Here is an 18,162-nt window from a genome sequence, read left to right on the forward strand (position 1 = left end):
AGGTGATCGGGCTGAGCTAGAAGGAGCGCCGGTGAATCCGACCATGGGCCTGCAACTGCTGCTGCTGGCCGGGGGAGCGATCGCCGTCGCAGCGGTCGCGCGGCGCAAGGGCTGGCCGGCCCCGCTGCTGCTGGTGGCCGCTGGGCTGCTGGTCTCCCCGCTGGTCCCGGCGGTGCCGCTGCAGCCGGAGCTGGTGCTGTTCGTGTTCCTGCCGCCGCTGCTCTACTCGGCCGCGCTCGACAGCTCCTACCTGCGCCTGCGCGACGTCAAGCGGGCGGTGGCGCTGCTGTCGGTCGGGCTGGTGGTGTTCACCGCGGGGGTCGTCGGGTTCGTCGTCCACCTGCTGCTGCCGGACCTGCCGCTGGCGCTGGCCTTCGCGCTCGGCGCCATCATCGCGCCGCCCGACGCCGTGGCCGCCGTCGCGGTCGGCCGCCGGCTGGGCCTGCCGCGCCGGGCGCTGACGATCCTGATCGGCGAGAGCCTGTTCAACGACGCCACGGCGCTGACCCTCTACCGGGTGGCCATCGGGGCGGCCGTGGGCGGCACCGTGGACCTGCTCGAAGGCGTCGGCGAGTTCCTGTACGCGGCGGCGGGCGGGGTGCTGATCGGGCTGGTGCTGGCGTTCGCGTTCGCGTGGCTGTTCCAGCGCACCCGCGACTCGCTGGTCGAGAACACGCTGATGCTGCTCATCCCGTTCGCCGCCTACCTTGCGGCCGAGTCCGTGCACGCCTCCGGCGTGATCTCGGTGGTCATCGTGGGCCTCTACCTGGGCAACCGGATGCACCTGCGGGGGTTCGGCACGCGGCTGGTGTCCGACGCGGTGTGGAAGGTCACCGACTTCTTCCTTGAGACGATCGTGTTCGCGCTCATCGGGCTGCAACTCGTGACGGTGATCGAGGGCATCACCGGCTACAGCCCCTGGCAGGTCGCGGGTTACGCGGCCGCGGTGCTCGCGGTGACGATCGTCAGCAGGTTCGCCTGGGTGTTCGCCGCCACGTCGCTGATCCAGCTGTTCCGCAAGGGCGACGGGCAGCCGACCAGACAGCAGACGGTGATTCTCGGCTGGGCGGGCATGCGCGGCGTGGTGTCGCTGGCGGCCGCGTTCGCCATCCCGCCGGACATCCCGGCGCGGGACCGCGCGATGCTGCTCTTCCTGACGTTCACCACGGTGATCGGCACCCTGCTGATCCAGGGCACCACGTTCCCGACGCTGATCAGGCGGCTGGGGGTGTCGAGCGAGCGCGAGGTGTACGAGGACCGCCTGGCCGAGGCGGCGGCCCAGCAGGCGGCGCTCGAAGCGGGGACGGCGGAGCTGGAGCGGCTGGTCGCCGAGCAGGGCGAGCCCGACGAGATCCAGAAGCAGGTCATCGACCAGCTCAGGGAGAAGTCGTGGCGGCGCTCGCTGACCGCGTGGGAACGCCTGGGCGGCGGCACCGGCCAGGGCGGCTCGGAGACGCCGAGCGCCCTCTACCGCCGCCTGCGCCGTGACATGCTCCAGGCCGAGCGCCGGGTCTTCGTACGGCTGCGCGACGAACGCCGCCTCGACGACGAGGTGCTGCGCGAAGTGATGTCCCAGCTCGACTTCGAAGAGGCGTTGCTGGAGCGATAGGCGGCCCTCAGGCCATCTGGTTGTCGGCGAAGCACCACCGCCAGCTCTCGCCGGGCTCGAACGACTGGACCACCGGATGCCCGGCGGAGTGGAAGTGAGCCGTGGCGTGCTTGGCGGGCGAGGAGTCGCAGCAGCCGATGTGGCCGCACTCCAGGCAGCGCCGCAGGTGCACCCACCGCCCGCCGGCGGCGAGGCACTCCTCGCAACCCTCCGGCGTCTTCGCGGGCGGGTCGCCGACCTTGGAAAGATGCTCACAAATTGCCATACGTGAAATCCTATGACCAGAGTGACGGTCGATTTTCGGCAGGGCCCTTGTCGGCTGCCGGGCAAACGTGGACATTGTGCTCTATCGGGGGGAGTGACGTAGGCCACACAATCCCAGGAGCCGCGCGTGCTTGAGGTACGCAACCTCGAGGTCGTCTACGACGACGTGATGCTCGTGCTGCGCGGGGTGAGCCTCAAGGTCCCGCCCGGCTCGATCGTGGCCCTGCTCGGCGCGAACGGCGCGGGCAAGTCCACCCTGCTGCGCGCCCTCTCGGGGCTGCTCGACGTGCACGACGGCGAGATCACCAAGGGCTCGGTCACGCTCGAAGGCAAGCCCATCCACCACCTCAAACCCGCCCAGATCGTACGGCGGGGGGTCAGCCAGGTCATGGAGGGCCGGCGGATCCTGGCCGAGCTGACCGTCGAGGAGAACCTCAGGGTCGGCGGCCACACCGCCGGCGACTCCCACCTGGAGCGCGTCTACGGCCTGTTCCCGCTGCTGCGGGAGCGGCGCAAGAGCGTGTCGGGCTATCTGTCGGGCGGGGAGCAGCAGATGCTGGCGGTCGGGCGTGCCCTCATGGCGGGGCCGGCGTACCTGCTGCTCGACGAGCCCAGCCTGGGCCTGGCGCCGTCGCTGGTCGGGCAGGTGCGCGACCTGATCGTGGAGATCAACCGGCAGGGCACCACGGTCCTGCTGGTCGAGCAGAACGCCACGATGGCCCTGTCCATCGCCTCGCACGGCTACGTCATGGAGACCGGCAAGATCGTCATGGACAAGCCGGCCGGCGAGCTGCTCGCCGACGAGGACATCAAGGAGTTCTACCTGGGGGCCGTCCGGTCCTTCCGCGACGTCAAGCACTACAAGCGGAGGAAACGATGGCTCTCCTGACGTTCGAGGACGTGCATCTGAGCTTCGCCGGCGTCGTGGCCGTCGACGGGGTGTCGTTCGAGGTGGGCCAGGCCGAGCTGCTGGCGATCATCGGGCCGAACGGCGCGGGCAAGACCTCGATCTTCAACGTGCTGTCCGGCGTCTACCGGCCCGACCGGGGCCGGGTCACGTTCCTGGGCGAGGACCTGCTGGCCAGGCGGCCGTACGAGATCGCGGCCATGGGGCTGGCCAGGACGTTCCAGAACGTCGAGCTGTTCCACAACCTGACCGTCCTGGACAACCTCATGCTCGGCCGCCACCACCACTTCCGCTACGGCGCGCCGGCCGCGCTCCTCTGGTACGGCCGGGCCAGGCGCGAGGAGCTGGCCGCCCGCGCCAGGGTCGAGGAGATCATCGACTTCCTGGAGCTCGAAGCCTGGCGCCGCCATCCCGTGCGGCTGCTCCCGTACGGGATCCAGAAGCGCGTGGAGCTGGGCCGGGCGCTGGCCATGGAGCCCAGGCTGCTCCTGCTGGACGAGCCCGTGGCCGGCATGAACGTCGAGGAGACCGAGGACATGGCCAGGTTCGTGATGGACGTGCGCGACGAGCTGAGCGTCCCCGTCGTGCTGGTCGACCACGACATGGGGCTGGTGATGGACCTGGCCGACCGGGTGCTGGTGCTCGACTTCGGCCGCGCGGTCGCGCTCGGCAGCCCGGCCGAGGTGCAGCGGGACCCCAAGGTCATCGAGGCGTACCTGGGAGGGACGGCATGACCGCAGTGACAGGGCAGCTCATGACGGCCACCATCGTCACCCGGGTCCGCGAGCGCGCGCGGAACGCCCCCGACGCCGTCGCCATGCGGAACAAGGACTTCGGCATCTGGCAGGAGGTCACCTGGGCGGCGTACTGGACGCAGGTCGAGCTCGTCGCGCACGCCCTGCTCGCGCTGGGCGTCGAGCCGGGCGACCGGGTCGCCGTCCACGCGGAGAACCGTCCCGAGTGGCTCTACGCCGACCTGGGCACGGTCGCGGTCCGGGCCATCACGGTCGGCCTCTACCCCACGAACCCGCCCGCCGAGGTCGCCTACCTGCTGGCCGACTCGGGGGCCAAGGTCCTCATCGCCGAGGACCAGGAGCAGGTGGACAAGGCGCTCGCGGTCCTGGGCGAGTGCCCCGGCCTGCGGCGCATCGTCTACCTGGAGCCGCGCGGCATCCGCGGCCGCTACGACGACGACGTCCTGATGTCCTGGCCCGAACTGCTCGCGCTGGGGGCCGAGCACCGCGCGGAGCGCCCCGGCCCGGTGGACCGGCTCATGGCCCAGGCCACGCCGGACGACGTGATGACGCTCATCTACACCTCGGGCACCACCGGGCCGCCCAAGGGCGTGATGCTCACCGTGGCGAACGTCGAGTTCGCCGTCCGCACGCTGGTCCTGGGCGGCGGGTTCACCTCGCCGCCGCCGTCGGAGCGCGACCTCGTCCTGTCCTACCTGCCGCTGTGCCACGTCGCCGAGCGGGCGTTCACCGTGTGGTTCAACGCGGCGGCCGGCGTGCAGGTGAACTTCGCCGAGTCCATCGACACCGTCCAGGCCAGCCTGCGCGAGGTGCAGCCGACGATCCTGTTCGGGGTGCCGCGGATCTGGGAGAAGGTGCTGGCCCAGGTGGACATCAAGCTGGAGTCCGCCTCTCCGGTCAAGCGGGCGGTCACCCGGTTCTGGCTGCGGGTGGCGGACCGGGCCGGCGACGTGCTCGTGCGCACGGGCGGCCGGCACACGGCGTGGACGCGGGCGGCGTACGGGATCGGGTGGGTGTTCTGCTACCGCTCGCTGCGCGAGCGGCTGGGGATGCGGCGGGTCAGGTACGCCGCCTCGGGGGCCGCGCCGATCGCGCCGGGCGTGCTGAAGTTCTACATGGGGATCGGGGTGCCCATGCACGAGGTGTACGGGATGAGCGAGAACACCGCGATCGCCACCGCGAACCGCCCCGGCCGGGTGCGCCTCGGCACGGTCGGCGAGCCGCACCCGGGCATCGAGCTGAAGATCGACGAGGCCACCGGCGAGATCATGACGAGGCATCCGGGGAACTTCGCCGGTTACTGGCGCAATCCGCGCGCCACGGCCGACGTGCTCGACGCGGACGGCTGGCTGCACACCGGGGACGTGGGCGAGTTCGTCGAGGGCACGCACGTGCGGATCACCGACAGGATGAAGGACATCATCATCACGGCGGGCGGCAAGAACATCGCGCCCAGCGAGATCGAGAACGCGCTGAAGGCGTCGCCGTACCTGAAGGAAGCGGTGGTGATCGGCGACCAGCGCCCGTACCTGGTGGCGCTGATCGGGATCGAGCTGGACACGGTGGGGGAGTGGGCGCGGCGGCGCGGGCTGCCCTACACGACGTATCGCGATCTGTCGGAGAAGCCGGAGACGCGGGAGCTGGTCAGGCAGATCGTGGAGGAGGTGAACGGCCGGTTCGCGCGGACCGAGCAGGTGAAGCGGTTCGCGTTCCTGCCCAAGGAGCTCGACCACGAGGACGGCGAGCTGACCGCCACCCAGAAGGTCAAGCGCAGCGCCATCGCCAAGCTCTTCGAGGACCTGGTCGAAGGGATGTACGTGCGGTGAAGGGGCTGCTCGAGTCCGTCATCAGGGGCCTGGGCAACGGCTCGGTCTACGCGCTGCTCGCGCTCGGGTTCGTCATCATCTACAAGGCCACCCGGGTGATCAGCTTCGCGCAACCCGCCCTGATGCTGGCCGGGGCCGTCGCGGTGAGCTATCTGGTCGAGGTGACCGGGTTCTACCCCGCCGTGCTGCTGGCGGCGCTGCTCATCGCCGGGGTGGCGCTGGGCATCGAGCGGGTCGCGATCAGGCCCATGGTCGGCCGGCCCGTCTTCGTCGTGGCGATCATCACGCTCGGCATCGACGTGGTCGTCCGGGTGGTGGTGAACGGGCTCATCGGCAGGGACGTCCGCCAGGTCGGCGACCCCTGGGGGTTCACGCAGGTATCGCTCGGGCCGCTGGTCGTGCAGCAGCGCTGGCTGGCCATGCTGCTCGTCACGGCCGGGCTGGTGGCGCTGCTGTTCGCGTTCTTCCGCTACACGAGGTACGGGCTCGCGATGCGGGCGGCGGCCTACGACCAGGAGATCGCCCTGGCCCAGGGGGTGTCGGTCGGCACGGTGTTCGCGCTGTCCTGGGGGCTGGCCGGGTTCCTGGCGGCGGTGGCCGGGATGTTCGTCGGCACCGGGCAGGGCATCGAGCAGATGACCTGGGTGATCGCGTTGAAGGCGCTGCCGGCGATCATCGTGGGCGGGCTCGACTCGCTCGGCGGGGCCGTGGCGGGCGGGCTGATCGTGGGCGTGGTCGAGTCGCTGTTCCAGTCGTACCAGGGGGAGTTCGCCCCGTGGCTGGGGCAGAACTTCGCGGTCGTGTCGCCGTACGTGGTGATGCTGATCGTGCTGCTGGTCAGGCCGTACGGGCTGTTCGGGACCCGGGAGGTCGAGCGGGTATGACCGAGACGCGATCCGCGGGGGCTTCGGCCGCTCCTGACATACCGACCGGCCGGTCTCGGAAGGTGCGCGGCCGGCCGCTGCTCTACACCTCCTACGCCCAGGACATGGCGCTGCTCGACACCCGGGCGAAACGGGTGTGGACCGGGCTGCTCGTGCTGCTCGCGTTCGGGCTGGCGGTGCTGCTGCAGGACCGGTCGCTGGAGGTGCTGGCGGCGGCGTACGTGCTGGCCATCGGCGCCATCGGCCTGAACATCGTCACCGGGTACGCCGGGCAGGTCTCCCTCGGCCACGCCTTCTTCGTGGCCATCGGCGCCTACACCGCCGCGGCCCTGTCGGGACCCGTGGACGGCAAGAACATCGGTTTCGGGATCCCCGAGATCTGGATCTGGCTGCCCGCGGCCGGGCTCGTCGCCGCGGCGGCCGGGGTGCTCGTCGCGCCGCTGGCCACCCGGCTGCGCGGCCTCTATCTGGCCGTGGTGACGCTCGGGCTGGTGTTCCTCGGCGAGCACGTCTTCAAGGAGTGGCAGGAGCTCACCGGCGGGCCGGGGGTGGGCCGCGAGGCGGCGATCCCCGAGCTCTTCGGCGTGCGCCTCGACCAGGACGGGCCGCTCGGCACCAGGGAGCAGACGCTGTACGTGCTCATGCTGGTCCTGCTGATCGTCTTCGCCGTGTCCGCGCGCAACCTGGCGCGCTCGCGCATCGGCCGCGCCTTCGCCGCCATCCGCGACCGGGACATCGCGGCCGCGGTCATCGGGGTGCCGCTCACCCGGTACAAGGTCCTGGCGTTCGGCGTCAGCTCCTTCTACGCGGGGTGCGCGGGCGGGCTGCTCTACACGATCTCCGGATACGTGGAGCCCGGGTCGTTCAGCCTGCTGCTGTCGGTGCAGTTCATCGCGATGGTGCTGATCGGGGGCGCGGCCACCGTGTCGGGGTCGATCGCGGGGGCGCTGTTCATCTCGTTGCTGCAGCCGGTGACCAGGTCGCTGCCGTCGCTGGTGCCGTTCGTGAGCGGTGACACGACGCAGACGCCGAACGTGTTCCAGGTCGAGACCGTGCTGTACGGGCTGTTGATCGTGCTGTTCCTCATTTTCGAGCCGCGGGGCCTGTTCGGCCTGTGGATTCGGATCCGCAACTACTGGAAATCCTGGCCTTTCTCGTACTAGAAGGGGTTTTTCATGAAGAGTCGCTATGCGGTCGGATTTATCGCCATAGTGGCCCTTCTGTCCGCGTGCGGCGTCTTCCGGGGGGACGACGAGGGCAGCAAGGGCGGCGCCCAGGCTCCAGGCGTCACCACCGAGCCGTGCCCCTCCGCGGCCGACACCAAGAAGGGCTGCATCTACCTCGGCACCATCTCCGACCTCACCTCCGGCCCCTTCGCCGCGCTCGCCGTGCCGATCACCGACGCGCAGAAGGCGTTCTGGGCCCGCGTCAACAAGGCCGGCGGCATCGGCGGCAAGTACGAGGTGGACGTCACCAAGTACGTCAAGGACAACAAGTACAACCCGGAGGTGCACCGGCAGGTCTACAACGAGATCAAGGACCAGGTGCTGGGCCTGGCCCAGACGCTCGGCTCGCCCACGACCGCCGCCATCATCGGCGACCTCAAGGCCAACAGCATCGTCGCCGCCCCCGCCTCCTGGACCTCGGCCTGGGAGTTCGAGGACGTGATGATCGAAACCGGGTCCAACTACTGCGTCGAGGCCATGAACTCCGTGGACTACGCGATGGACACGTACAAGCCGAAGACGGTCATGGCCGTCCACCTGGCCGGCGACTACGGCGCGGACGCGGCGGCCGGCGCCAAGATCGCGGCTGAGAAGAACGGCCTGAAGTTCACCAACGTCGAGACCCCGTCCGGCGCCACCGAGCAGGGCAGGGCCATCACCGAGATCACCAAGAACAAGCCCGACCTGGTCATCCTCACCACAGGCCCGGCGGACGCCGCGACCATCATCGGCCAGGCGGCGGCGGCCGGCTACAAGGGGCGCTTCATCGGCACCGGCCCGACCTGGAACCCGGCCCTGCTCAAGTCCCCGGCCGCGCCCGCGCTCAAGGCCCTGTACGAGCAGTCGGCCCCGGGCAAGCCGTGGGGCGCCGACACGCCGGGCCACAAGGCGATGCGCGACGCGCTGCCCGGCGTGACGCCGAACGACGGCTACACGTCCGGATGGGCGTGGGCGTACCCGATGAAGGCGGCCCTGGACGCGATGGTGGCGAGCGGGGACGTGAGCAGGAAGGGGCTGGCGGCGGCGGTGAAGACGCTCAAGACGGTGGACTACGAGGGCATGCTGCCTCCGGAGGCCGGCGACTACGCGGGCGACCCGAACACCTCGACGTTCCGGCAGACGCTGATCAACAAGGTGGACGACAAGGCGCCTACCGGGGTGACCATCGTGAAGGACTTCTTCACAGGGGCTACGGCGCAGTCGTACACCTTCGACGGACCCTGCTTCAGCAAACTCTAGAAGCGTCGGTACGTCAGGAACCCTCCGCGAGAACCGCTTCGCGGGAGGGGGCGTGACCGCTTCGGGGGCCCGACCGCTCGGGCCTCCGCAAGGGGGCGCTTCGCGCAGCCGGGGCTCCGGGCGCTTCCCCCAGGGGGCTCCGCCCCCTTCGACCCCCGGACAACCCCGCTCGCTCCGCTCGCCCACCCGTTGCCCTGCTGGAGTGTGGGCCTGCTGATTCCCGCCCCGAATGGTCCTCGCTGACGCTCGGGCCGTCCTTCTTGGAGCGCGCCTGACGGCGCGCGAGGACTTCGCTGCCGGGACCTATGCGTCGTCGCGCGAGCAGAGCATGAGCAGGCGGAAGGAGCATGCGAGGACGCATCGGCTCCCATGATGAGCAGGCTCGTCCTTATGTGGTGATGGCGGCGAGCTCGGTCAGCCCGTTCAACCGCCAGTCGGCTGCGGCGGCGGACGGCTCATCGGCCCAGAGATGCCCCCAGGGACCGCGGCGTATGTGAGCAGCACGCAGCCCGGCGGCCTTGGCCGGGCCGACATCGTTGGCCGGGTGATCGCCGACGTACACGATCCGGTCCGGGACCGCGTCGGCGAACTCGACCAGGCGGGCGAAGAAACGCGGGTCCGGCTTGGCGACGCCCCACTCACCGGACGTGGCGATCGCGTCGACGGGCAGGCGCAGGGCGCGCAGGAGTTCGGCCGCGCGCGCCGTCTGGTTCCCGGCGACCACGAGGCGGTGGCCGGCGGCACGCAGCGTGAGCAGCGCCGACCGGACGTCGGGATAGAGGTCGGCCTCCTCGATGCGTTCTCCGCGCCCGGCCGCCTCCCGTGCGGCGTACTCGGCGTCGAGGTCGATGCCAGGGCGGAGCAGGCGGAGGGCGTCGGCGTTGTCCCTGCCTTGGGCGACGACGGCGCCGACCACTGCGGAGAGGGTGTGGCGTGGGATGTCCAGCCAGTCCGCCCAGGACGCCCAGTAGCGGTCGTCGCGGATGATGGTCTCGCCGACGTCGAAGGCGAAGGTCAGCACAGCTCGAGCCTACGGGAAGGTCTCTGGGGCAGCCGGTGAGGGCGGTGCGCGTCCCACAGCTGTTGAGCATTTTGCTGACAAGGTGCAGGCCCGCTGCCACGTGAGGCGACAAGCTCCGCGTCGGCCATCCTGTCAGAGCGTCAAACCCGTGCCGTTGACCAGGATGAGTTCCTGGAAGCCGGTGTCGAGGCCCAGCGTGTCTCCGACACCGCAGCCGGCGCTGCGGCGATGCAGCACGCCGCTTATGTTGTACAGGCCGAGGGTGTTGTCGAAGAAGCCGTTCAGCAGATCTCCGGTGAACCGGCACGTGCCCCGCGATGTGCGGACATCGATGTCGACGTTGCGCAGCGTGATCGTGCGCGATGAATCGAGCGCGAGTGCCCAGGGCAAGGCGCGGGGTGTCACGGCCAGGCCGGAATCGCAGTTGGCGAAGGAGATACGGTCGATGCGGGCCTCGCCGCCCCTGCCGGTGCCACGGTCGGCGGTCACACGGCCGGAGAACTCGTTGGAGCAGCGCGCCACCGCGGAAAAGGCCGGGCGCTGCTGCGCGAAGGTCATCGGGCCCGCGGCTCTGACCGGGCTGTTGACGGGGGCGAATGCCGAGGCCGGCGGGACCGCGCCGAAGCCGAGCAGGGCCACAATCGTCACACCCAGCGTCGTCAGTCGTCTCGCTGTGATCATGTTCTTTGCTTCCCCATGTGTGGTTGGCGGATCGTGATCGCTGGAAGTCGTACGACGCACGTCTCCTTGTTGTACGGGCCGGCATGACAACTCGGATTCATGTTTTTAAGATGTTTGGCACCACCGCTGCCCCGCGGCGCGCCGGTCATGCCGACACCCGAAGTGGCCGAGGCGAAAGTCGCGGGGCGGATCCGGCGGACGCTCGCTGATGAGCGCCCGCCGGCGAAAGCCCTGCGGGCCGAGATCGCCGCCGTGCTGGAGACGCGACGCCGTCAGTGGGTCAGTGCTGGAACCTCGCGACCACGTCCGGGGCGCCCGGGTGCCGCAGGTGGATTTCGGCGATCGTCCCGATGGGTTGCCCGACGGTGGTGCTCCACGACTGCTGCTGTTCGGAGAGGGTGAATCGGCCCAGGTCCACCATGGCACCGCCGGTCTCGACCAGCACCGCCTGGTATCGCCCTGTCCCCTGCCGCATGGTGAACACGAGCCAGCTTGGCGATCCCTGGTAGGCGAAGACGACGCCGACCACCTCCCGGCCGAAATAGAGACGGGCCGCCCTCAGGTATCGCCCGTTGGCCACCTCCAGTGTGGCCTGGTAGCCGGCCGCGAGCCGGCGGTCCGCTTCGGTGGCGTTCCAGACCGTCCCGCTCGCTACCACGCCCACCACCACGGCTGTGACCACGTACGGGATCAGCCTGCGCAGCCGCGAGGGCCTGCGATTCTCGGAGATCCTGGCCAGCACGCGGGACTCGAACGCGGGCGGCGGCTCCGCGGCGGGCGCGATCGCGGTGAGGGCGTCGACCACGCGGGCCGCCTCCTCCAGTTCCCTGCGGCAGGCCGGGCAGTCGCCGAGGTGGTGCAGCGCTGCGGCGCGCTCCTCACCCGACAGGGCGCCCGTGGCCAGTTCGGGGATCACCTCGCGGGCCGCTCCGCAACCGACGGGCTCAGCCATCGTTCACCTCCAGTTGGTCGCGGAGTCTCGCCATGCCTCTGCGCAGGCGGGTTTTGGCAGTGCCCAGAGGTATGCCCTCGATCTCGGCGATGTTCCGGCCCGACATCCCATAGAACACGGCCAGCGCGATCGCTCTGGCCTGCTCCCCCGGCAGCCCGCTGAGAGCCTGACGGACGAACTCCTCGTCGTGGGCCGCGTCGTCGGCTGGTTCGACGGCGAGGAGCTTGGTGAGCAGCACCTGTGGGTCGACAGGCTCTTCCCGTTTGAGGCGTAAGGCGTCGATGGCCAGATTGCGGGTGATGGTCAGCAGCCAGGTCGACACCGCGCCGCGGCGCGAGTCGTACGCCGCGGCGTGCCGCCACACCCTGACGAACGCCTCCTGAGCCACCTCCTCGGCCAGCGCCGGCTCGCGCACGATCGTCCGCGCCAGGCCGAACACCCTGGCCTGGTAGCGGCGCACCAGGGCGGTGGCCGCCTGCGCGTCGCCAGAAGCCATGCCGACGAGGAGCGACTCATCAGAAAGAGCCCACATGCCCGTTCTACGGAGATGATCACCGTTTTGGCCTCAGGTGAATCCGTTGTCCTGCCGTCGTCCGTACAACCACGTATGAAACGCTTTTTCCTCATAGCCGCAAGCGGCCTGCTGATCGCAGGCTGCGGCACCGCCACAGGCTCCGCGGGATCGCCGACGGTCACCATCGAAGGCCCCGCCGACGGCGCGAACGTCGGATCGGCGTTCGCTCTCGAGTTCGGCTCAAGCGAGGAGATCGGCCCGCCCGGCTCCGGCAAGAACCACGTGCACGTATCCACCGACGGTCACGCCGACGACTACACCGTGGTCGACGCGTCGCCGTTCCAGGTCACGGGGCTGCCCCCAGGCAGGCACACGGTGAGCGTCACCCTGCAGCACGCCGACCACTCATCGGCAGGCGCGTCGGATGAGATCACCGTGAACGTCACCGGATCGGGCGGCAGCACCTCTCCCGCGCCGGAGCAGGACTATGGCGGCGGGTACTGACCACTGGGTTCGCCGCCACAACCGGCGGACCAGGTGGTTCCACGCAGGCGTCTACCTCATGACGCTGACGTTGCTCGGCACCGGCTGGTGGTTGCTCGCCGGTCTGGAGGGCCGCCCCAGCCCGCTCGCGCGGATCACCGGCACGCATGACACCACCCTCCACACCGTGGTGGGCTGGGCGTTCGTGGTACTCGCCGGGGCAGGGCTCGCACTGGGGCGCCGCGCGGTAGGGACGTTTGTGAAGGAGTCCGTACGGTTCCGGCGTACGGACCTGCGGTGGTTCGCCCGCTGGCCCGCCGCCACGCTGACTGGCCGGTTCACTCACCACGACGGGCACTTCGATCCCGGGCAACGGCTGATGAACCTGGCGCTGGCCGGCGGACTGCTCGCGCTCATCGGCAGCGGGGCCGGGATGGCGTGGCTGCACGGGGGGCCGGTGTTCGCGGTGCTCGTACAAGTGCATATCTGGGCGACCTACCTCGTCACCGTGCTTGTCGCCGGTCACATCGCGGTCGCGTGCGGGGTGCTGCCGGGCTATCGCGGGGCCTGGCGCTCCATGCACCTCGGCGGCCGCTTGGACAAGTCGGTGGCGTTCCGGCTGTGGCCGGGATGGGCCGCCAGACAGGAGCCGGTCTCGCTGAACGCGCTCGACCCCGTCGAGACGGCCAGGGTCGAGGAACACCTGCGGCAGTGCGCGGCCTGCCGCGCGGAGGTGGCGAACCTGCGGGCAAACGCTACGGCCGCACTCAGCGCCGCTGGCGATCCGACCTCGACGAAGCACGACCACGCTGACACCTCATCGCAACCAACCTCTCGACATTCGCAAAGGCGCCCACGCTTAGGAAAGAAGGCTGACGTCGACGCGAGGCGAGGGCTCACGCCCTGACGGTCCTTGCCGGCTGTCTCGTCCCTCAGAGGTGCCGACGGTCCGTTCGCGCCCGCCGGTTCAGTCGCAGGAGTGGTCCGGCAGGAGTTGAGCCGCGAGCGATCGTGCCGTGGCAGTGAGTGTGGCCGCGTCCAGCCCGGTCCGGCTCATGAACACGATTCCTTGTTGCGCGGCCAGGAGGGCCCGCGCCAGTGCGATCGGATCCGCTCCGGCCGGCAGGTCGCCCTCGCGTTGGGCGCGGGCGACGCAGTCACCGATCAGCGCGGTGGACGTCTCGTAGGTGCGGTGGGCGTGGTCGAGGACTTCCGGATCGGCGTTACCGAGTTCGCAGGTGCTGTTGGCCATCAGGCAGCCACGCCGCGTGCCGGTGCCGGTCGGGTCGCCGATCGGTGCTTCGAGGAGCATGCGTAGTGCGTCCAGGGCCCGTGGAGCCTCGGCGAGGGCTTCCCGAAGATGGCCATGGCTGTCGTCGGTGTAGCTGTGCAGCGCCCGGAGGAAGAGCTGGCGCTTGTCGCCGAACGCCGCATACAGGCTGCCTTTGCCCAGGCCGCTGACCCGCATCAGGTCTTCCAGCGAGGTCGCGGCGTAACCGGCGTCCCAGAACTGATCACGGACGGCGTTCAGCACCTGCTTGCCACCCGCTGCTCCAGCCTCGCCCGGCACTCCGGCCATTCCGCCGCCACCACCGAGAACATCGCCGAGTCCCGGAGCAGGCCGTCCTCGCCCGGCGCCCACGACCGCGACCAACTGCGGAGAACGCCCTCGAACCGGGCCCCCGCCCCCTCGATCGCGGCGCGCGACCGCTCGTTGCGCGCGTCCGTTTTCAGGTCGACCCTGGCCGCGTCCCACACCTCGAACGCGTGCCGGAACATCAGCAGTTTCGCCTCCGCGTTCAGCCCCGTGCCCTGTGCCGAGGCCGCCAGCCAGGTGAAGCCGATCTCGACCGCGCACAACCGGTCCTCTCCCGGCCACAGGCGCGGGTCCCAGAACGCCGTGGCTCCGACCGCCCGCCCCGATGACCTGGCCACCTGGGCGTATGGGGCGAGCCGCCCGTCCGCCGCGCGGGCCAGCTGCGCGTCGATGTACGGCACGACCTCGTCCGCCCTGGGCACCCAGGTGAGCCGGTAGGAGCTGCGATCCTCCTCCGCGGCCACGGCGAGATCCCGCGCGTGACGGTGGTCCAGCGGCTCAAGGCGTACGAGGGCGCCTTCCAGGATCGGCCCGTCGAGCTTGAAGCTCATCCACCCTCATCTCGTCTCATCGTGTCCGGCGCGCGGGACGTTCGCGTCAGGAGGCGGTGAGTCCCCGGCAGGCAGGGCAGGCCGGACGGCGATCATCCTCGCCGACGCGAAACTCGGGCGTCAAGCGAGTTCTCACCGGTGAGCGGCCGGGTCAGAGGAGGCCGGCGTCGCGGACCTTCATGGCGACGAGCACCCGGTTGTCGGTGTCCAGCTTGGCGAAGATACGGGTGATGTTGGCCTTCACCGTCGCCACGCTCACCGACAGCGTCGCGGCGATCTCCGTGTTGGTCAGACCCCTGGCCACCTCGATCGCCACCTCGCGCTCGCGCTCCGTGAGCCGGGCCAGCTCCTTGGAGGCGTCGGGCCGCCGCGGGTCGTACCGGCCGGTGGCGGCCGTGATCACCTGCTGGGTGACGCTCGGCGACAGGACCGGCTCGCCCTTCGCCACGGCGCGGACCGCCTCGATCATCTTCGGCGGCGGCGTGTCCTTCAGCAGGAAGCCGTGGGCCCCGAGCCGCAGGGCGCGCAGGACCATGTCGTCGGCGTCGAACGTGGTGAGCACCAGGATCCGGGCCGGATCCCGGCGGTTCAGGAGCAGCTCGGTGGTGGTCAGGCCGTCCTGATGGGGCATCCGGATGTCCATCAGGACGACGTCGGGCTCGAGGTCGCGGATCACGGTCATGGCCTGCCGGCCGTCGCCGGCCTCCCCGACGATGTCGAGGTCGGGCTCGCCGCCCAGGATGAGGCGCAGCCCGGTGCGGACCATCGGGTCGTCGTCGACGATCACCACGCGGATCACGGATCAAGCCTCCCACGGCAGCCGGGCGTCGAGCACGAAGCGGCCGTCCTGGACGGCGTGGCTGAGGGTGCCGCCCGCCATCCGGGTGCGTTCGGCCAGGCCGACCAGGCCCAGCCGCGCGCCGGGGCCCGCGGACGTCCCGAACGGCGCCGGGTTGCTCACCCGGATCCGCAGCCCGTGCCCGGGCCGTCCGCCCAGTTCGGCCCGCACCCGGCTGCCGGGCGGCGCGTGCTTGCGGGCGTTCGTCAGGGCCTCCTGCACGATCCGGTACGCGTGCCGCCCCGTCTGCGCGGGCAGCGACTCCCGCTCGTCGATGGCGTCGGCCACCTCGACCTGCTGCCCGGCCGCCCGTACCTCGTCGAACAGGTCGTCCAGCTGGCCCAGCGTGGGTTGCGGAGCCTGCCGGCCGCCGTCGTTCCTGAGCGTCCCGAGGACGGCGCGCAGCTCGTTGAGCGACTGGTGCGCGTTCTCCTGGATGGCCAGCGCGGTCTCGCGGGTCTCGCCGGCGGACAGGTCGGTACGGTAGGCCAGGCCGCCGGCCAGCATCGCCAGCAGGGAGATCCGGTGGGCGAGCACGTCGTGCATCTCGTGGGCGATCTTGAGCCGTTCGGCCAGCTTGGCCCGCTCCACCCGTTGCAGCGAGGCGCTGAGCTCGGCGGCGCGCTGCGCGGCGGCCAGATCGCGGCGCCCGCGCAGGTAGAAGGCGAACAGGGTCAGCCCGCCGATGACGAAGGCGAAGCCGACCGCGTACGCGATGGTCAGCTGGTCGGTGCCCTGCCACCGGGTGGACGCGACCAGGCATGTCCAGAGCACGGCCGCGATCGGGACCAGCCGGCGCCAGGCGCGGTGCGTGCCGAAGGACACGTACGCGACCAGGGCGGGTCCGGCCGCCGTGGTGGAGACGACGGTCAGCAGGGCGGTCGCCAGCGCGATCTGCCAGGGCTTGTCGCGCCGCCACCGCAGCAGGACCAGCCCGGCCGCGCCGATCCCCATGTCGGCCAGCAGCTCCGTGATCGCTTCCGGCGTGACGGGGGCACGGCCGGAGAGCGTGACCAGCAGGACGCCGTAGAGCGCCAGCGGCAGCGCGGCCAGCAGGTAGCGCGACGCGGCGGCCATCCGGTCGAGGGGCGGCTGATACTCGTGCACGCCTTCCACCATAGGGACCCTCCGACCTGCGGATCCAGCGACCCTGGTCGGTCCTCCCCTGGACCCAGGTCTACATGAACAGCACAAAAGGCCATGCGGCCTGTCGTCCCCGGGCTACCCCGGCGCCCGGCGGATCTCGCCTCGGGGACGGCAGGTCTCGACCTGGGACCGATGAACGGCGGCACCCCGAGGCGCTGGACTGGATCCCGTGATCGAACTCCACCACCTCAGCAAGATCTACAAAGGAGTGAAGGCACTCGACGACGTGTCCTTCACCGTCGAGGCGGGCACCGTCACCGGGTTCCTCGGGCCGAACGGCGCGGGCAAATCGACGGCCCTGCGCATCCTGACCGGGCTCTCCCGCCCCACGTCGGGCTCCGCCACCGTGCTCGGGCGTCCGTACGCGGAGCTGGACCGTCCGGGCTTTCACGTCGGCACGCTGCTGGACGCGGGCGCGCAGCACCCGGGGCGCACCGGGCGGGAGGTGCTGACCCTGGGCGCGATGATGCTCGGGCTGCCGGGATCGCGCGTCGATGAGGTCCTGGACCTGGTCGGACTGACCGGCAAGGAGGGCGGCCGGGCCGTCGGCGGCTATTCGCTGGGCATGAAACAGCGGCTCGGCATCGGGCACGCCCTGCTCGGCCGGCCCCGGGCGGTCATCCTGGACGAGCCCGCCAACGGCCTCGACCCCCAGGGCGCCCACTGGATGCGCGGGCTGCTGCGCAACCTGGCCGAGGCCGGCTGCGCGGTGCTGCTCAGCTCGCACCAGCTGCACGAGGTGGAGCAGGTCGCCGACCGGATCGTGCTGATCGGCCGCGGCCGGGTGCTGGCCCAGGGCAGTGTCGCCGAGCTCAGCCGGGGCCGGACCCTCGAACAGACCTTCATCGAACTCACCTCCCACGCCGATCGGAGCCTGGCATGAGCGATCTCGTCACCGGACGTCACGAAGCCGCGGTGCTCACGGGCCCGGGTGGGCTGCCGTTCCGCACTCTGGCCCTGGTCGAGGCGCGCAAGCTCGTGGACACGCGGAGCGGCAGGGTGCTCGCGGTGATCATGGTTTTCCTGATGCTCGGGGCTCTCGCCGCCCGCGCGGCCGTCTCGGGGCCGGACCTGGACGCCCTGGTCAGCACGGCCGGACTTCCCCTCGCCACCTTGCTCCCGGTGCTCGGCATCCTCACCGTCACCGGTGAGTGGAGCCATCGCACCGCGATGACCACGTTCGCGCTGGAGCCGCGGCGCGGCCGGGTGCTGGCCGCCAAGTGCCTGCCGCCGCTGGCCGCGGGCGTCGCGGGATGCGCGTTCGCCGTCGTGGCGGCCGTGCCGGCGACCGGCGTGGCCGCCCTGATCCAGGACGCGCCGGCCGAGTGGGGGGCCGAGCCCCTGGCCCTGCTGGGCTCGACGGCGACGATGGTCCTCGTGGTCGCGCAGGGGCTCGCCCTGGGCCTGCTCCTGCTGAACGCGCCCGCCGCGATCGTCATACTCCTGTCGAACACGGCCATCTGGAGCGCCGTGGGCAGGGCCGGCACCGTCGGCGAGACGCTGGCCGGATGGCTCGACCTCAACAGGACCAGCGATCCGCTGAGCGCCGGCGACATGTCCGGCGGCGACGTGGCCAGGCTCGCCACGTCCATCCTGGTCTGGATCGCCATCCCCATGGCCGTGGGTGTCGCGCGCGTGCGGCGCAAGGAGGTGTCCTGACGCCTGCTGG

General features: G+C 70.7%; 20 protein-coding genes. 11 read left to right on the forward strand and 9 right to left on the reverse strand.

Annotated elements, in window-relative coordinates; genetic code table 11:
• The first annotated feature begins 31 nt into the window (after nt 1-31).
• A complete protein-coding gene (locus ABEA43_RS09485; RefSeq protein WP_345560326.1) occupies nt 32-1,609 on the forward strand; it encodes a Na+/H+ antiporter in 1,578 nt (525 codons plus the stop codon).
• A 7-nt stretch (nt 1,610-1,616) separates the two neighbouring features.
• Here ABEA43_RS09485 and ABEA43_RS09490 read toward each other — a convergent pair whose 3' ends face one another.
• On the reverse strand, nt 1,617-1,874 hold the full coding sequence (locus ABEA43_RS09490) for a UBP-type zinc finger domain-containing protein (RefSeq protein ID WP_345560328.1): 258 nt from the start codon (nt 1,872-1,874) through the stop codon (nt 1,617-1,619).
• Between the two features lie 126 nt (nt 1,875-2,000).
• On the opposite strand from ABEA43_RS09490, the gene ABEA43_RS09495 reads away from it, so the two are divergent.
• The 6 genes from ABEA43_RS09495 to ABEA43_RS09520 are packed head-to-tail and all read left to right on the forward strand — an operon-like array spanning nt 2,001 to nt 8,710.
• Entirely contained in the window at nt 2,001-2,762 is a 762-nt protein-coding gene (locus ABEA43_RS09495) for an ABC transporter ATP-binding protein (RefSeq protein WP_345560330.1), read from the forward strand.
• On the forward strand, nt 2,750-3,514 hold the full coding sequence (locus ABEA43_RS09500; protein WP_345560331.1) for an ABC transporter ATP-binding protein: 765 nt from the start codon (nt 2,750-2,752) through the stop codon (nt 3,512-3,514). The genes ABEA43_RS09495 and ABEA43_RS09500 overlap by 13 nt, the downstream gene beginning before the upstream one ends.
• Entirely contained in the window at nt 3,511-5,361 is a 1,851-nt protein-coding gene (locus tag ABEA43_RS09505; protein WP_345560333.1) for an AMP-dependent synthetase/ligase, read from the forward strand. The genes ABEA43_RS09500 and ABEA43_RS09505 overlap by 4 nt, the downstream gene beginning before the upstream one ends.
• Nucleotides 5,358-6,245, forward strand: a complete 888-nt coding sequence (locus ABEA43_RS09510) for a branched-chain amino acid ABC transporter permease (protein WP_345560334.1) — start codon at nt 5,358-5,360, stop codon at nt 6,243-6,245. The genes ABEA43_RS09505 and ABEA43_RS09510 overlap by 4 nt, the downstream gene beginning before the upstream one ends.
• Nucleotides 6,242-7,408, forward strand: coding sequence for a branched-chain amino acid ABC transporter permease (locus tag ABEA43_RS09515; protein WP_345560335.1), 1,167 nt, complete (start codon nt 6,242-6,244; stop codon nt 7,406-7,408). The genes ABEA43_RS09510 and ABEA43_RS09515 overlap by 4 nt, the downstream gene beginning before the upstream one ends.
• A 12-nt stretch (nt 7,409-7,420) precedes the next feature.
• Nucleotides 7,421-8,710, forward strand: coding sequence for an ABC transporter substrate-binding protein (locus ABEA43_RS09520; RefSeq protein ID WP_345560336.1), 1,290 nt, complete (start codon nt 7,421-7,423; stop codon nt 8,708-8,710).
• 388 nt (nt 8,711-9,098) lie between these two features.
• Here the strand turns inward: ABEA43_RS09520 and ABEA43_RS09525 are convergent, their stop codons facing one another.
• The 4 genes from ABEA43_RS09525 to ABEA43_RS09540 form a co-directional block, all read right to left on the reverse strand.
• Complete coding sequence (locus ABEA43_RS09525; protein WP_345560338.1) at nt 9,099-9,731, reverse strand: HAD family hydrolase; 633 nt, start codon at nt 9,729-9,731, stop codon at nt 9,099-9,101.
• Between the two features lie 132 nt (nt 9,732-9,863).
• Nucleotides 9,864-10,412 carry a hypothetical protein gene (locus ABEA43_RS09530; protein ID WP_345560340.1) on the reverse strand — a complete coding sequence of 183 codons (549 nt, stop codon included), beginning with the start codon at nt 10,410-10,412 and terminating at the stop codon, nt 9,864-9,866.
• A 280-nt stretch (nt 10,413-10,692) separates the two neighbouring features.
• Nucleotides 10,693-11,364: an anti-sigma factor family protein gene (locus ABEA43_RS09535; protein WP_345560342.1), complete on the reverse strand. Its 672-nt coding sequence runs from the start codon at nt 11,362-11,364 to the stop codon at nt 10,693-10,695.
• On the reverse strand, nt 11,357-11,860 hold the full coding sequence (locus ABEA43_RS09540) for an RNA polymerase sigma factor (protein ID WP_345560344.1): 504 nt from the start codon (nt 11,858-11,860) through the stop codon (nt 11,357-11,359). The genes ABEA43_RS09535 and ABEA43_RS09540 overlap by 8 nt, the downstream gene beginning before the upstream one ends.
• Before the next feature lie 111 nt (nt 11,861-11,971).
• On the opposite strand from ABEA43_RS09540, the gene ABEA43_RS09545 reads away from it, so the two are divergent.
• Nucleotides 11,972-12,382, forward strand: coding sequence for a hypothetical protein (locus ABEA43_RS09545; RefSeq protein ID WP_345560345.1), 411 nt, complete (start codon nt 11,972-11,974; stop codon nt 12,380-12,382).
• Entirely contained in the window at nt 12,366-13,268 is a 903-nt protein-coding gene (locus tag ABEA43_RS09550; protein WP_345560347.1) for a cytochrome b/b6 domain-containing protein, read from the forward strand. Before ABEA43_RS09545 ends, ABEA43_RS09550 begins: the two co-directional genes overlap by 17 nt.
• A gap of 60 nt (nt 13,269-13,328) precedes the next feature.
• Here the strand turns inward: ABEA43_RS09550 and ABEA43_RS09555 are convergent, their stop codons facing one another.
• From ABEA43_RS09555 to ABEA43_RS09570, 4 genes are all read right to left on the reverse strand, one after another.
• Nucleotides 13,329-13,895, reverse strand: coding sequence for a TetR/AcrR family transcriptional regulator (locus tag ABEA43_RS09555; RefSeq protein WP_345560349.1), 567 nt, complete (start codon nt 13,893-13,895; stop codon nt 13,329-13,331).
• On the reverse strand, nt 13,889-14,509 hold the full coding sequence (locus ABEA43_RS09560; protein ID WP_345560351.1) for a GNAT family N-acetyltransferase: 621 nt from the start codon (nt 14,507-14,509) through the stop codon (nt 13,889-13,891). Before ABEA43_RS09560 ends, ABEA43_RS09555 begins: the two co-directional genes overlap by 7 nt.
• Nucleotides 14,510-14,660: 151 nt before the next feature.
• The gene (locus tag ABEA43_RS09565) at nt 14,661-15,308 is read right to left on the reverse strand and encodes a response regulator (RefSeq protein ID WP_345560352.1); all 648 of its coding nucleotides are present in this window, start codon (nt 15,306-15,308) and stop codon (nt 14,661-14,663) included.
• Between the two features lie 3 nt (nt 15,309-15,311).
• Nucleotides 15,312-16,454: a sensor histidine kinase gene (locus ABEA43_RS09570; protein WP_345560353.1), complete on the reverse strand. Its 1,143-nt coding sequence runs from the start codon at nt 16,452-16,454 to the stop codon at nt 15,312-15,314.
• Between the two features lie 208 nt (nt 16,455-16,662).
• Here ABEA43_RS09570 and ABEA43_RS09575 point away from each other — a divergent pair, with 208 nt between their 5' ends.
• Entirely contained in the window at nt 16,663-17,376 is a 714-nt protein-coding gene (locus ABEA43_RS09575) for an ABC transporter ATP-binding protein (RefSeq protein ID WP_345560354.1), read from the forward strand.
• Entirely contained in the window at nt 17,373-18,152 is a 780-nt protein-coding gene (locus ABEA43_RS09580; RefSeq protein WP_345560356.1) for an ABC transporter permease, read from the forward strand. Before ABEA43_RS09575 ends, ABEA43_RS09580 begins: the two co-directional genes overlap by 4 nt.
• Nucleotides 18,153-18,162: the final 10 nt, after the last annotated feature.

It is taken from the genome of Nonomuraea rosea, from assembly GCF_039539705.1.
GTDB lineage: Bacteria > Actinomycetota > Actinomycetes > Streptosporangiales > Streptosporangiaceae > Nonomuraea > Nonomuraea rosea.